General features: G+C 60.0%; 13 protein-coding genes and 1 tRNA gene. 3 read left to right on the top strand and 11 right to left on the bottom strand.

Annotated features, from left to right (window positions below; translation table 11 throughout):
- Positions 1 to 38 precede the first annotated feature (38 nt).
- The 5 genes from O0882_RS14105 to O0882_RS14125 all read right to left on the bottom strand — a co-directional run bounded on the left by O0882_RS14105 (position 39) and on the right by O0882_RS14125 (position 5,283).
- Positions 39 to 115: transfer RNA gene (locus tag O0882_RS14105), tRNA-Pro, on the bottom strand.
- Between the two features lie 81 nt (positions 116 to 196).
- A complete protein-coding gene (gene glmM, locus O0882_RS14110; RefSeq protein ID WP_289948888.1) occupies positions 197 to 1,534 on the bottom strand; it encodes a phosphoglucosamine mutase in 1,338 nt (445 codons plus the stop codon).
- Between the two features lie 40 nt (positions 1,535 to 1,574).
- Complete coding sequence (folP, locus tag O0882_RS14115; RefSeq protein ID WP_289948889.1) at positions 1,575 to 2,408, bottom strand: dihydropteroate synthase; 834 nt, start codon at positions 2,406 to 2,408, stop codon at positions 1,575 to 1,577.
- A 104-nt stretch (positions 2,409 to 2,512) separates the two neighbouring features.
- Entirely contained in the window at positions 2,513 to 4,396 is a 1,884-nt protein-coding gene (gene ftsH, locus O0882_RS14120; protein ID WP_071077941.1) for an ATP-dependent zinc metalloprotease FtsH, read from the bottom strand.
- 203 nt (positions 4,397 to 4,599) lie between these two features.
- Positions 4,600 to 5,283 carry an RlmE family RNA methyltransferase gene (locus O0882_RS14125; RefSeq protein ID WP_096234939.1) on the bottom strand — a complete coding sequence of 228 codons (684 nt, stop codon included), beginning with the start codon at positions 5,281 to 5,283 and terminating at the stop codon, positions 4,600 to 4,602.
- 42 nt (positions 5,284 to 5,325) lie between these two features.
- On the opposite strand from O0882_RS14125, the gene O0882_RS14130 reads away from it, so the two are divergent.
- Positions 5,326 to 5,796: a YhbY family RNA-binding protein gene (locus O0882_RS14130; RefSeq protein ID WP_010397237.1), complete on the top strand. Its 471-nt coding sequence runs from the start codon at positions 5,326 to 5,328 to the stop codon at positions 5,794 to 5,796.
- A gap of 146 nt (positions 5,797 to 5,942) precedes the next feature.
- Here O0882_RS14130 and O0882_RS14135 read toward each other — a convergent pair whose 3' ends face one another.
- From O0882_RS14135 to O0882_RS14160, 6 genes are all read right to left on the bottom strand, one after another.
- Positions 5,943 to 6,392, bottom strand: a complete 450-nt coding sequence (locus tag O0882_RS14135; protein WP_289948892.1) for a DUF4149 domain-containing protein — start codon at positions 6,390 to 6,392, stop codon at positions 5,943 to 5,945.
- The gene (greA, locus tag O0882_RS14140) at positions 6,392 to 6,868 is read right to left on the bottom strand and encodes a transcription elongation factor GreA (protein WP_010397233.1); all 477 of its coding nucleotides are present in this window, start codon (positions 6,866 to 6,868) and stop codon (positions 6,392 to 6,394) included. The genes O0882_RS14135 and greA overlap by 1 nt, the downstream gene beginning before the upstream one ends.
- Positions 6,869 to 7,031: 163 nt before the next feature.
- The gene (gene carB / locus O0882_RS14145; RefSeq protein WP_116744059.1) at positions 7,032 to 10,262 is read right to left on the bottom strand and encodes a carbamoyl-phosphate synthase large subunit; all 3,231 of its coding nucleotides are present in this window, start codon (positions 10,260 to 10,262) and stop codon (positions 7,032 to 7,034) included.
- Positions 10,255 to 11,433: a glutamine-hydrolyzing carbamoyl-phosphate synthase small subunit gene (gene carA, locus O0882_RS14150; protein ID WP_289948899.1), complete on the bottom strand. Its 1,179-nt coding sequence runs from the start codon at positions 11,431 to 11,433 to the stop codon at positions 10,255 to 10,257. Before carA ends, carB begins: the two co-directional genes overlap by 8 nt.
- Positions 11,434 to 11,883: 450 nt before the next feature.
- Entirely contained in the window at positions 11,884 to 12,288 is a 405-nt protein-coding gene (locus O0882_RS14155; protein WP_096234935.1) for a heme-binding protein, read from the bottom strand.
- Between the two features lie 70 nt (positions 12,289 to 12,358).
- Positions 12,359 to 13,270 carry a patatin-like phospholipase family protein gene (locus tag O0882_RS14160; protein WP_289948900.1) on the bottom strand — a complete coding sequence of 304 codons (912 nt, stop codon included), beginning with the start codon at positions 13,268 to 13,270 and terminating at the stop codon, positions 12,359 to 12,361.
- Positions 13,271 to 13,435: 165 nt separating this feature from the next.
- On the opposite strand from O0882_RS14160, the gene O0882_RS14165 reads away from it, so the two are divergent.
- Positions 13,436 to 14,098, top strand: a complete 663-nt coding sequence (locus O0882_RS14165) for a hypothetical protein (protein WP_289948901.1) — start codon at positions 13,436 to 13,438, stop codon at positions 14,096 to 14,098.
- Complete coding sequence (locus O0882_RS14170) at positions 14,095 to 14,382, top strand: barstar family protein (protein ID WP_289948902.1); 288 nt, start codon at positions 14,095 to 14,097, stop codon at positions 14,380 to 14,382. Before O0882_RS14165 ends, O0882_RS14170 begins: the two co-directional genes overlap by 4 nt.
- The last annotated feature ends 5 nt before the right edge of the window (positions 14,383 to 14,387 follow it).

Below are 14,387 nucleotides of genomic sequence, written 5' to 3' on the forward strand. Positions count from 1 at the left end.
AAAACGGGCTGTCATTTCTGACAGCCCGCTTATGACTTTGGTCGGAGTACAAGGATTCGAACCTTGGACCCCCTGGTCCCAAACCAGGTGCGCTACCGGGCTGCGCCACACTCCGAAGACAAGATAATAACGCCCCCAGCCAATTTCGTCAATTGCCATAGACGAATTAGATGGAAAAAACTATCGGCGCTTGCCTCTACACACCTACTTTATCGGCGATGCGGCGCGCCATGCTCTCGGCCAGCTCTTTATCTTTCGCCTCGACCATCACGCGGATCAACGGTTCGGTGCCCGATGCGCGGATCAGCACGCGGCCCGTGTCGCCCAGTTCGGCCTCGACCAATTCTTTCTCGGCCACCATGGCGGCATTTTTTTGCCAGTCGAAACCGGGCGCCACGCGCAGGTTGATCAGGGTTTGCGGGAACAGCACCAGTTCGGCCAGGCATTGCTGCAGGCTCTGGCCGCTGCGCTTGAGCGCGGACAATACCTGCAGCGCGGAAACGATGCCGTCGCCCGTCGTGTGGCGGTCCAGGCACAGCAGATGGCCGGAGCCCTCGCCACCCAGTATCCAGCCCTTTTCCTTCATGACTTCCAGCACGTAGCGGTCGCCCACCTTGGCGCGCGCAAAGCCGATGCCCTGCTGCTTGAACAGCACTTCCAGCGCCATGTTGGTCATCAGGGTGCCGACGGCGCCCGCCACGGGGCCCGTTGCCAGGCGGTCCTTGACCATGACGTACAACAACTCGTCGCCGTTATACAGTCGGCCCGTGGCATCGCACATGATCAGGCGGTCGGCGTCGCCATCGAGGGCGATGCCCAGGTCGGCGCCGTGCTCCACGACGGCTTCAGCCATGGCCTTGGGCGCGGTGGCGCCAAAGCCCGCATTGATATTGAAGCCATCGGGCTTGTTGCCGATGGCGATGACTTCCGCCCCCAGCTCATGGAACACGTGCGGCGCGATATGGTAGGCGGCGCCATGCGCGCAGTCGACGACGATCTTCAGGCCGCGCAAGTCCAGCTCGTTCGGAAAGGTGCTCTTGCAAAATTCGATGTAGCGGCCCTGGGCATCGTCCAGGCGCTTGGCGCGGCCCAGCTTGTCCGACGGTACGCAGGCCATGGGCTCGTCGAGCGCCGCTTCGATTTCCAGTTCCACGCTGTCGGGCAGCTTGGTGCCCTGGCTGGAAAAGAACTTGATGCCATTATCGTGATACGGATTGTGCGAGGCGGAAATGACAACACCGGCCGACAGGCGCAGCGCCCGCGTCAGGTAGGCGATCGCCGGCGTCGGCATGGGGCCGGCCAGCATCACATCCACGCCGGCGGCCGACAGGCCCGCTTCCAGCGCCGCTTCCAGCATGTAGCCGGAAATGCGCGTGTCCTTGCCGATCAGCACCGTCGGGCGTGCCTTGCCGCCTTGCGACTTGGCCAGCACCTTGCCGGCCGCATAGCCGAGGCGCATGACGAAATCGGGGGTGATCGGGGCCGTGCCCACCAGGCCGCGGATGCCATCGGTGCCAAAATATTTACGCGTCATCGTATTTCTCTTCTTGTTGTTTATGATAAATCTTACAGGCTCAGTGTGCCATGCGCCAGACCTTCAGCGCATCGACGGTTTCAGCTACATCATGCACACGGATAATTTCTGCACCTTGCGCTACCGCAGCAAGCGCACCGGCAACACTGCCGGCCAGGCGCTGCTCGACGGGACGCCCCGTGACGGCGCCGATCATCGACTTGCGCGACAGCCCGGCCAGCACGGGCAGGTCCAGCTCGCTGCGCAACTGGCGCGTGGCGCGCAGCAAGGCATAGTTTTGCTCCACCGTCTTGCCGAAACCAAAGCCAGGATCGACGCACAGGCGCTCGCGGGCGATGCCGGCCGCCGTCATGGTGTCGATGCGTTCGCGCAGGAAATCGATGACTTCGCGCACCACATCCTCGTACTGGGGCTGGGCTTGCATGGTTTCTGGCACGTTTTGCATGTGCATGATGCACAGCGCGCAGTCGCTGTCCTGTACAGCCTCGATGGCGCCCGGCGCGCGGAAACCGTTGATGTCGTTGATCATGTCGGCGCCCGCCAGGATGGCTTCGCGCATCACTTCGGGTTTATAGGTGTCGACGGAGAGGGGCTTGCCGCAGTCGCGCAAGCCATACAGCACGGGCATGACGCGCGCCAGCTCGTCCTGCAGCGGTAATGGCGGCGCGCCGGGGCGGCTCGATTCGCCGCCGATATCGATGATGTCGACGCCGTCGACTATCATCTGCTCGGCGCGCGAGAGGGCAAACTCCAGATGTTGATACTGGCCCGCATCGGAAAAGGAGTCGGGCGTGATGTTCAGGATGCCCATCACCAGCGCCTGCGTGCCGGACAGGTTGAAGCCGAAACGGCCGAATTGCAAATAGTGTCGCATGTGAATCTTTGTAGTCGTCAGGGAAAAACTGCTGCGGCAACGAAAAAGGGCAAGGATCGCTCCTTACCCTTCTCTGCATGCCACCTATCAAGCAGTGATCGCTATCAGGCTGGCGCCGTCACGTTTGGCGAAATGCCGCCCGTGCCGCTGTCACCGCCCGCATTGCGGCGTGGCGGAATGACTTTCGGCGGACGCGGCTCCAGGCCGGCCATGATGTCATTGATTTGCTCTGCATCAATGGTTTCCCATTCCAGCAAGGCTTTGGTCATCATTTCGACCTTGTCGCGGTTGCTTTCCAGCAAGGTACGCGCCAAAGCATATTGCTTGTCGAGAATGTTGCGGATTTCAGCATCGACCTTTTGCTGGGTCGCTTCCGAGATCGTCTTGGTGGCGCCACCGAAGAAACCTTCGTTTTCGCTGTCTTCGTAGACCATCACGCCCATGCTGTCGGACATGCCGAAGCGGGTCACCATGGAACGGGCCAGCTTGGTGGCACGCGAGAAGTCGTTCGACGCGCCCGTGGACATCTGTCCCACGAAAATCTCTTCGGCGATGCGGCCGCCAAACAGGATGGAAATTTCTTCCAGCATCTTGTCCTTGTAGGCGGACAAGTTATCGTGTTCCGGCAACTGCCAGGTCAGGCCCAGGGCCCAGCCGCGCGGCATGATCGTCACTTTGTGCACGGGATCGGCTTTTGGCAGCAGCTTGGCGACGACTGCGTGACCGGACTCATGGTAAGCCGTATTGCGGCGCTCTTCCTCGCGGATGATCATCGATTTACGCTCAGGACCCATGTAGATCTTGTCTTTCGCGTCTTCGAAGTCAGCCATTTCCACCAGGCGCTTGCTGCGGCGGGCGGCAAACAGGGCTGCCTCGTTGACCAGGTTGGCCAGGTCGGCGCCCGAGAAACCAGGAGTACCACGGGCCAGGATATCGGCTTTCACGTCGGTACTGATAGGTACTTTACGCATGTGCACGTTCAAGATCTGTTCGCGGCCGCGGATATCGGGCAAGCCGACGGAGACCTGGCGGTCAAAACGGCCCGGACGCAGCAAGGCTTTGTCGAGCACGTCGGCGCGGTTGGTGGCGGCCACGACGATCACGCCGGAGTTCGCTTCAAAACCGTCCATCTCGACCAGCAACTGGTTCAAGGTCTGTTCGCGCTCGTCATTGCCGCCGCCCATGCCAGCGCCGCGGTGACGACCGACAGCGTCGATCTCATCGATGAAGATGATGCACGGCGAATGCTTTTTCGCGTTTTCGAACATGTCACGCACGCGGGAGGCGCCCACGCCGACGAACATTTCCACGAAGTCGGAACCGGAAATCGAGAAGAACGGCACCTTGGCTTCGCCGGCGATGGCGCGCGCCAGCAGGGTTTTACCCGTGCCCGGAGGACCGACCATCAGCACGCCGCGGGGAATGCGGCCGCCCAGTTTCTGGAATTTGCTCGGGTCCTTGAGGAAGTCGACCACTTCGTTGACTTCTTCTTTCGCTTCGTCGCAACCGGCGACATCGGCGAAGGTGACGGTGTTGCTGGCTTCATCCATCATGCGCGCTTTCGACTTGCCGAACGAGAATGCCCCGCCCTTGCCGCCGCCTTGCATCTGACGCATGAAGAATACCCAGACGCCGATCAACAGCAGCATGGGGAACCAGGATACAAAAATAGTTTGCAGGAAAGACGCTTCCTCAGGCGGGCGCACATCGAAATGCACGCCATTGTCGCGCAGGTCGCCGATCAGGCCCTTGTCGAGGCTGGTGGCGGTGGTACGCACCTTGGTGTCGTCCATCAGCTTGGCGGTGATCGACGAACCTTCGATCACGACATCCTTGACACGCTTGGCTTTGACTTCATCCAGCAAATCGGAATAAGCGATGGCCTTGCTGCCGCCTGTGGCGCCATGACTGTCGAATTGCTTGAACAGCATGAACAACAGCAGCAATACGACTACCCAGATGGCAGATTTGGAAAACATGTTATTCACGAAGACTCCTTGGATGCAGTGCGCATCTCTTTACCAATAGCTAGAAACACGATTTTACTCGCAATAAGCGGGCCGTGCCAAAGCCCGCCGATCCGTGCGCGCGAAAAAACCGCGTTCACGCAAAAAAAATGCAGTATAAACAATTTAGGCTTTTATGCCATCAGACGCTACTGCACTTCTCGTTCCCATGTGCGGATTCCCGCTTAAATATCAAGGGCGGAATCATCTTCTTGCACGGCATTTTTCAGCGGATTCTTGAGACCACGCCCCATCAGGAAGATTTCTGACGATTTATCGCGGCTGGCCTTGGGCTTTTTCTGCACCACGACCTTGAATTCAGCGCGGAATTTCTCCACGATCTGGCTGAAACCCATGTCTTTGAAGCATTTCACCAGCAAGACGCCCGATGGCTTCAAATGCAATTGCGAAAATTCGATGGCCAGGTCGATCAGATGTTCCATGCGCGCGGCGTCCGCCGTGGCGATGCCCGACAGATTCGGCGCCATGTCCGACAGGACCACATCAACCTTGCGTCCTTGCAACACCACTTCCAGCTGGCGCAGCACGCGCGCTTCGCGGAAGTCGCCCTGGATGAAGTGGAAATCGGCGATCGGCTCCATTTCCAGCATGTCCAGGCCAATCAGGGTACCATTGACCCCGCCGCCGTCCTTGCCGGCCAGCTTGCGCCGCAGATACTGGGCCCAGCTGCCAGGAGTGCAACCAAGGTCGACAATTACCTGTCCATGCTTGATCAGTTTTTCGTCTTCATCGATTTCTTTGAGCTTGTATGCTGCCCGGGCGCGGTAGCCCTCTTTTTGCGCCAACTTCACATAAGGATCATTTATGTGGTCGTGCAACCAGTTTTTGTTTAATTTCTTCTTTGCCATTCGCGTAGAATACTGCTTTTAAGGGAATTACTAAATATTATTATGCTAAAACTTACACCCGTAGAGCGCAGCGCACTGCGCGCCGAAGCACACGCGCTGAAGCCTATCGTCATCATTGGCGAAGCGGGCTTGACACCTGCTGTACTCAAAGAGATCGACCTTGGCCTGGATTCGCACGGTCTGATTAAAGTCCGCGTGTTCGGCGACGACCGCGAAGCCCGCGTCGGAATGTACGATACGATTTGCGGCAATCTCGGCGCCGCCCCGGTACAACATATTGGCAAACTGCTGGTAATCTACCGTCCGAAAAAAGAAGTGGTTAAGGAGAAGGTCAGCGCCGGCAAAGGCATGCGCGAAGTGACCATCGTCAAGGCCAGCGCCAGCGGCACCAAGCGCCCTAGCGTGACGAAAGTCATGATCAAGGGCAATGAGCGCGTTACCGAAGGCGGTTCCATCAAGCGTGCCAAGCCACGTCAGAAAAGCGCCAAGAAAAGCGCACTGGGCAGCAAGTAAGCCTGTTCACCCGGCAACCGCAAGGCTGCCGGGCTTGAAACAAGAAGCGGAGCACGGGATATCCCTTGCTCCGCTTTTTTATTGCAATTGCGCTTGTCGGATTACGCGGCGCCAGGGCGCCGCTAATCCGACAAGCACGGCAGCGATTACTGCTGTTTCCAGATCAACACACCCGCCAGCAAGCTCTGCACGGCAAAGATCAGGGTCGACACGCCATGCAGCATGCCGAAGCGACTGCGCATGGCTTCGTCCATGATGCCGGATGAACCCTGCGCCTGCGCCTTGAGTTCGGCCATCAGCGGCGAAATACCGAAGTGACTGAGCAGCGCACACACCAGCATCGACAACACCAGCGCCCCCAGGAGACGGCGGCGCTTGAGTTCCAGGGCGCCAGCGCCCCATTGCAGCAAGGCCAGCAGTATCAAAGCACAGGCGATCGACAGCCAGGCCTCGGCACGGAACATGCTGCCGGCGATGTTGCCTGCCAGCACGCGGTCGCTGAGGGTACCGAACAAGGTGGGCGCCACGATGAAGCCGATGGTCCACAGGCTGCCGGCCCACAGGGTGGCAACCAGGAAGCGCACGCGGGCGAGCATCAGATGTACAGTACTTCCAGGATTTCGTATTCGCGCGGGCCGGACGGCGCCTGCACTTCCACCACGTCACCGGCGTACTTGCCGATCAGCGCGCGGGCGATCGGGGACGTCACGGAGACTTTGTTCTTTTTCAAGTCGGCTTCATCGAGGCCGACGATCTGGTAGGTGACTTTCTGGCCCGATTCCAGGTCTTCCAGGTTCACGGTCGAGGCAAATACCACGCGGCCTTCCGCGTCGAGCGCGGTCGGGTCGATGATTTGCGCTGCGCCCAGCTTGCCTTCGAGCTCGGCAATGCGGCCTTCGACGAAGGCCTGGCGTTCCTTGGCGGCATCGTACTCGGCGTTTTCCGACAAATCTCCGTGCGAACGCGCTTCGGCGATCGCATCGATGACGATGCGGCGTTCCTTGGTCTTCAAGTGATGCAGCTCTTCCTTCAGAAGTTCTGCGCCGTATTTGGTCAATGGGACTGAGGTCATGTTATCTCTACTATCTGCTAGTTATCGGTGCCGTTGTCCGTGTTTTGTCACGGTTAACGGACTTACCAAGTGAAAACCACAGAGGCCGCGCGCTGCTCTGCACGGAACTCTGTGGTTGATAAGCATGCAGTGTACCGCCTAACGGCGGCCACTGCAAACGCACTTAGTTCAAGGTCTTGTGCAGACCTTGCAAATCGTACACACGCAACTCATCGAGGTGACGGATGCCTTCGACGGCCGCTTCCGCGCCCGCGATGGTGGTGTAGGTCGTCACGCGCGACGCCAGGGCCGACGTGCGGATGGCCCGCGAATCGACGATGGCGCTGCGTTTTTCTTCCACGGTGTTGATCACCAACACGATTTCATGGTTCTTGATCATGTCGACGATGTGCGGACGGCCTTCGATCACCTTGTTCACTGGCGTGACGGCGATGCCGGCAGCAGCGATCACGGCGGCGGTACCCTTGGTGGCGACCACGGTAAAACCGGACTCGACCAGGTCACGCGCCACTTGCACGGCGCGCGGCTTGTCCGACGCTTTCACGCTGATGAAGACCTTGCCCGATTTTGGCAGGTTCACGCCGGCGCCCAGTTGCGATTTCACAAACGCTTCGCCGAAGGTCAGGCCCACGCCCATGACTTCACCCGTCGATTTCATTTCAGGGCCCAGGATGGTGTCCACGCCCGGGAACTTGACGAACGGGAACACGGCTTCCTTGACGCTGAAGTATGGCGGCACGACTTCCTGCGTGATGCCTTGCGAGGCCAGCGACTGGCCGACCATGCAGCGCGCGGCGATCTTCGCCAGTTGCAGACCGGTGGCTTTCGAGACGAAAGGCACGGTGCGCGAAGCACGCGGATTGACTTCCAGCACGAAGACGACGTCTTTCATTTCGCCATCGATCTCTTGCTTCTGGATGGCGAACTGCACGTTCATCAGGCCGACCACGTTCAAGCCCTTGGCCATCAGCGCCGTCTGGCGCTTCAGTTCATCGATGGTTTCTTGCGACAGCGAGTATGGTGGCAAGGAGCAAGCCGAGTCGCCCGAGTGGACGCCAGCCTGTTCGATGTGTTCCATCACGCCGCCGATGAACGTCGTTTCGCCGTCGGAGATGCAATCGACGTCGCACTCGATGGCGTCGTTCAGGAAGCGGTCCAGCAGCACCGGCGAATCGTGCGAAACCTTGACGGCTTCGCGCATGTAGCGCTCGAGGTCGCGTTGCTCATGGACGATTTCCATGGCGCGACCGCCCAGCACGTACGATGGACGCACGACCAGCGGGTAGCCGATTTCCTGCGCCAGCGCCAGAGCGTCGGCTTCGGTGCGCGCGGTGCGGTTAGGCGGCTGGCGCAGTTCCAGCTTGTGCAGCAGTTGCTGGAAACGCTCGCGGTCTTCGGCCGCATCGATCATGTCGGGCGAGGTGCCGATGATGGGCACGCCATTCGCTTCCAGGTCCAGCGCCAGTTTTAATGGTGTCTGGCCGCCGTACTGCACGATCACGCCCACCGGTTTTTCGATGGCGACGATTTCCAGCACGTCTTCCAAGGTCAGGGACTCGAAGTACAGACGGTCCGAGGTATCGTAGTCGGTCGAAACCGTTTCTGGATTGCAATTGACCATGATGGTTTCGTAGCCATCTTCGCGCATGGCGAGGGCCGCGTGGACACAGCAATAGTCAAACTCGATACCCTGGCCGATGCGGTTCGGGCCACCGCCCAGCACCATGATCTTTTTCTTGTCGGTCGGATTCGATTCGCACTCTTCGTCGTACGTGGAATACATGTACGCCGTGTCGGTCGAAAATTCCGCCGCGCAGGTATCGACGCGCTTGTAGACGGGACGGATGTTCAGCGCATGGCGCTGCAGGCGCACGGCCGTGTCGGTCGTCTGCAACAAAAAGCCCAGGCGGCGGTCCGAGAAGCCCTTCTGTTTCAACTTGTACAGGGTGTTCTTGTCCAGGTTGTCCAGCTTCTGCGTATCGAGCCACAGTTCCAGGTCGACGATTTCCTTGATCTGGATCAGGAACCATGGGTCGATCTTGGTCAGGTTGTGCACTTCTTCCAAAGTAAAACCTTGGGCAAACGCATCGCCCACGTACCAGATGCGCTCAGGACCAGGCTCGCCCAGTTCTTCTTCGATCTTTTCGCGGTCCTTGGTTTTCTCGTTCATGCCGTCCACGCCCACTTCCAGGCCGCGCAAGGCTTTCTGGAACGATTCCTGGAAGGTACGGCCGATGGCCATCACTTCGCCGACGGATTTCATCTGCGTCGTCAAGTGGTGGTCGGCGGTCGGGAACTTCTCGAACGTGAAACGGGGGATCTTCGTGACGACGTAATCGATCGACGGTTCGAACGAGGCCGGCGTGGCGCCGCCCGTGATTTCATTGCGCAGCTCGTCCAGGGTGTAACCGACGGCCAGCTTGGCGGCGATTTTTGCAATCGGGAAACCCGTGGCTTTCGATGCCAGCGCCGACGAACGCGATACGCGCGGGTTCATCTCGATGACGATCATGCGGCCATCGACGGGGTTGATCGAGAATTGCACGTTCGAGCCACCGGTGTCGACGCCGATCTCGCGCAGCACTGCCAGGCTGGCATTGCGCATGATCTGGTATTCCTTGTCCGTCAGGGTTTGCGCCGGCGCAACGGTAATCGAGTCACCCGTGTGCACGCCCATCGGGTCGAGGTTTTCGATCGAGCAGATGATGATGCAGTTGTCCGCCTTGTCGCGTACCACTTCCATCTCGTACTCTTTCCAGCCCAGCAACGATTCTTCGATCAGCAACTCTTTCGTCGGCGAGGCTTCCAGGCCGCGCTTGCAGATGGTTTCGAATTCTTCTTCGTTGTAGGCGATACCGCCGCCGGAGCCGCCCATGGTGAACGATGGACGGATGATGGTCGGGAAACCCAGGGTGCGCTGCACGGCCCACGATTCTTCCATCGAGTGCGCCACGCCGGAACGGGCCGAACCGAGGCCGATCTTGGTCATCGCGTCCTTGAACTTGGAACGGTCTTCCGCCTTGTCGATGGCTTCCGGCGAGGCGCCGATCAGCTCGACGTTGTATTTCGCCAGCACGCCATTGTTGAACAGGTCCAGCGCGCAGTTCAGCGCCGTCTGGCCACCCATCGTCGGCAGGATGGCGTCAGGACGCTCCTTGGCGATGATGCGTTCAACGACCGACCAGGTGATCGGTTCGATGTACGTCACGTCGGCCATTTCCGGGTCCGTCATGATGGTCGCTGGATTGCTGTTGACCAGGATGACTTTGTAGCCCTCTTCGCGCAGGGCCTTGCACGCTTGCGCGCCGGAATAATCGAATTCGCAGGCCTGGCCGATCACGATCGGGCCAGCGCCAATAATCAGAATACTTTTGATATCTAAACGTTTAGGCATTTTTCTTTTTCTCCTCCGCAGCCATCAAGTTGATGAAGCGGTCAAACAGGTAAGCAACATCCATCGGGCCCGGCGACGCTTCAGGGTGGCCCTGGAAGCAGAAGGCCGGCTTGTCCGTGCGGGCAAAGCCCTGCAGGGAGCCGTCGAACAGCGATTCATGGGTCACGCGGCAATTCGCGGGCAGAGTTGCCGCGTCGACTGCGAAACCGTGGTTTTGCGAGGTAATCAAGACCTGTTTCGTTTCCAGGTCTTGCACCGGGTGGTTCGCGCCGTGGTGGCCGAACTTCATCTTCAGCGTTTTCGCGCCGGAAGCGAGCGCCATGATCTGGTGACCGAGGCAGATGCCGAAGGTCGGGATGCCCTTTTCGATCAGTTCCTTGGTCGCGGCAATCGCGTAGTCGCACGGTTCCGGGTCGCCGGGGCCGTTCGACAGGAAGATGCCGTCCGGATTCAGTGCCAGGGCGTCGGCTGCGGTGGCTTGCGCCGGCAGCACGGTGACTTTGCAGCCGCGCGACGTCAGCATGCGCAGGATGTTGCGCTTGACGCCGTAGTCGAAGGCGACCACGTGGTATTTCGCGTCCGCGTCAGCCAGTTGGCCGTAGCCTTCGCCCAGGGTCCATTCCGTTTCGCGGTACTCGTAGGCGGCCTTGCTTGATACCACCTTGGCCAGGTCCATGCCGGACAGGCCGGGGAAGGAGCGGGCCAGTTCCAGCGCCTGCGCGGCGGATGGCTCATTGCCTTGCGTGCCGACCAGGATGGCGCCGCCCTGCGCACCTTTTTCACGCAGGATGCGCGTGAGCTTGCGTGTATCGATGCCGGCGATGGCGACGATATTTTCAGCTTTCAGGTAATCGGACAGGGAGAGCGTGGAACGGAAATTGGATGCCAGCAATGGCAGATCGCGGATGATGAGGCCAGCGGCGTGAACCTTGGAAGATTCGACGTCTTCCGGGTTGACGCCCGTATTGCCGATATGCGGATAGGTCAGGGTGACCATCTGGCGGCAATAGCTTGGGTCGGTAAGGATTTCCTGATACCCGGTCATCGAGGTGTTGAAAACAACCTCGCCCGTGGTATGACCGGCGGCACCGATCGAAAAACCTTTAAAGATCGTTCCATCAGCAAGCGCTAATATGGCTGGAACGGCAGGGCCAGAAAAAAATGGCGGCAAGGGCAACTCCTGATAAAGTTACCGTAGCTGCGCCACGTCAGACCGACCGCCTAGATACCCGAGCCAGATGCACTCAGGGTGTTTCAACGGTCATTTTGAATGAGGGGATGGGTAGTCGCTACGGTATATGTGTGATTGGCTAAACCTTTGAATTATAACCAAAAGGAAGCTTTTCCACAAGGAAGAAAATACAGAAGGCCCGGCATTTTTTTGCGCAGCAGCATAAATCCTGCGCCCCATGAAAAAGCCGCCCGGCTTGCGCGGGGCGGCTGGTTCATTCTTCTGAAGATGCAATTGCGGTTATTACTTAAATCACAGTTGACGTCGCAACACCTGGCAAAACCGTAGCGAGCGGATGTGATTTGTGGCCGAGAAGCGCAACCGTACTAAAGTACGGTGAGCATCGCCGGCCGCAAAGCGCGCCGCGCAGTAGGTTTGGCCAAGTGTCCATCACACCAAAGCGGCGATACCCGCTTTGGCGATTTGCGCATCTTCCGCGGACTTCACGCCCGAGACGCCGACGGCGCCCACGTAGTGACCATCAAACACGATGGGCACGCCGCCTTCGAGCAAGCCGTCGATTTCCGGCGCGCTCAGGAACGATACGCGGCCGCCATTGATCATCTCTTCATAGATGCGCGATTCGCGGCGACCCAGTGCGGCCGTCTTGGCTTTCGATGGGGCGATGTGCGACGAGATCGGCGCCACGCCATCCATGCGCTGCAGCCACAGCAGGTGGCCGCCGTCATCGACGATGGCGATCGCGACCGCCCAGTTATTCTTGACCGCTTCCGCTTCGGCGGCGGCAGCGATTTTCTTTACGTCGTCCAGGGTCAAAATCGGTTTCGATTGCATGGTGCATCCTTGTTATGTTGAATCAAAATTGTATACGAAATGCGCAGCAGCGCGATCGATTACTGATCGCTTACTGCTCGCGTTTGGCTTTCAGCTTTTGCTTGAGCTGCGCCATGACGGCAAACGTCGCCTGCTCGCCCGCCAGGATGGCCTGGTTGCGGCTGTTGAAATCGTTGCCCTTCATGGTGCCCAGGCTGGGCTGGATCACCACGTCCGCATCCTTCAGTTCGAACTGGTTGATGCGCTGGCCCATGATGGCAAACGTCTGCATCAGCACTTCCATCGAGCTGATGGCCTTTTGCGTATCCGTTTGCGACGAGATATTCACGGCGATGATGAAATCGGCGCCCATGTCGCGCGCAAAGCGCACGGGCACGGGAGCGACGAGGCCGCCATCGACATAGGTGTGGCCGGCAATGGTTACAGGCTGGAACACGCCCGGCACGGCCGACGAGGCGCGCACGGCCATGCCGGTGTTGCCACGCTGGAACAGGATCGGCTGGCCATTTTTCAAATCGGTCGCCACCACGCCAAACGGAATCTTCAGCTTTTCCAGCGGCACGCCGCCGATAGCCTTGTTGACATAGCTTTGCAGCGCTTCGCCTTTCAGCACGCCGGACGACTTGCCGAACAGGGGCAAGGCCCAGTCGGAAATGGCCGCCTCGTCCATGTCGAAGGCCATCTTTTGCAGGGCAAAGCCGGAGTTGCCCGCCGCATACAGGGCGCCCACCACGCTGCCGGCGCTGGTGCCGGTGACGATGTCGGCGTGAATGCCCTGCGATTCGAGCGCCTTGATCACGCCGATATGCGCGAAGCCGCGCGCCGCGCCACCACCCAGCGCCAGGCCGATCTTGATCTTGCGCGGCGTGACGACGATGGGTTCCGGTGGCGTCAATACTTGTATGGGTTTCGGGGCGGTGGTATCGCAGCCGGCCAGCGCAAAGGCGGCCAGGGCAAGCAGGGTCAGGCGTTTAGGGAACATGGTGGAGAGTGAGAACCGCGCGCGGCAGTGGTAACAAAGGAGAGCCGATTGTAGCGCAAGCGGGGCCGCTGGCACTGAAGGCAGTCTTAAATGTTTATGGTGACAAGGTTCGTGCGCCCCTGCCCTGCTGCTAGACTGGCACCTGCTCTTTACTCTCAATCAAACATGTCCGACGATTTGCAATTTGCCGACAGCCGCGCCTTGAGCGCCCCTTTTTCACAGCAGCTGGCCAGCCACCCCGGCGACGGCGCCCTCGCCTGGCTGACCGCCATCCTTGCCACACAGGCGCCCGCGCTGCGCTCGTCGAACGCCATCCTGCTGGCCTACACGGGCAATCCGGCCGCCATCGACTGGATCGACGCGAATATCGGCTCGCCTGTGGCAGGAGCATGGGGTGTGGCGGCGGCCCTGCTGGGCACGCCCTGGCCGCGCATCTTTGACTGGCTGCAGCGCGGCGGCCCGCACCGGCTGATGGCACTCGATACCCTGTGCGCGTATCGCAAGCCGGCCGTCAACATGTCGCCGCTGGAACAGATCGCCGCGCCTGTACTGCCGCAAGCGCCCGCGCGCGCCGACCTCGACGCCGCGCTGGCCGCCTGCCTGGCAGCGTCAGCCACGCCACGCATCCAGGCAGCCGCCAACTCGATTAACATGCATGTGGACGACATCCTGCGCGGCGGCCCACGCGGCGTGGCCGTGGCCGACTTGCCGTGCCTGTACCTCGATCCGACACCGTTCAAGGATGCGCCCGCCATCATGGAACAGCACGAGTCGGTAGTGGGCGGCATGCGGCAAAACCTGCAGAACCTGCTCAAGGGCATCTTGTGAACAGACCAGCCCTGGTGGCCATCGACTTGAGCGATATCAACTCGCCGCGCCAGTTGCATGCGGCGCTGGCCTCCGCGCTGGGTTTCCCTTCCTTCTACGGCATGAACTGGGATGCCTTCTGGGATGCCATCACGGGCTTGGTGCACATGCCGCAACAGCTGGAACTGCGCGGCTGGCAAGCCTTCGCCGCACGCCTGCCCGCCGAGGCGGCCATCCTGCAACGCATCCTGGCGCGCATGGCGCAGGAAATGCCGGCCCAGGCGGCGCACGTGCGCCATACCTGAGCCTG

Source organism: Janthinobacterium sp. SUN073, assembly GCF_030397665.1.
Lineage (GTDB): Bacteria > Pseudomonadota > Gammaproteobacteria > Burkholderiales > Burkholderiaceae_D > Janthinobacterium.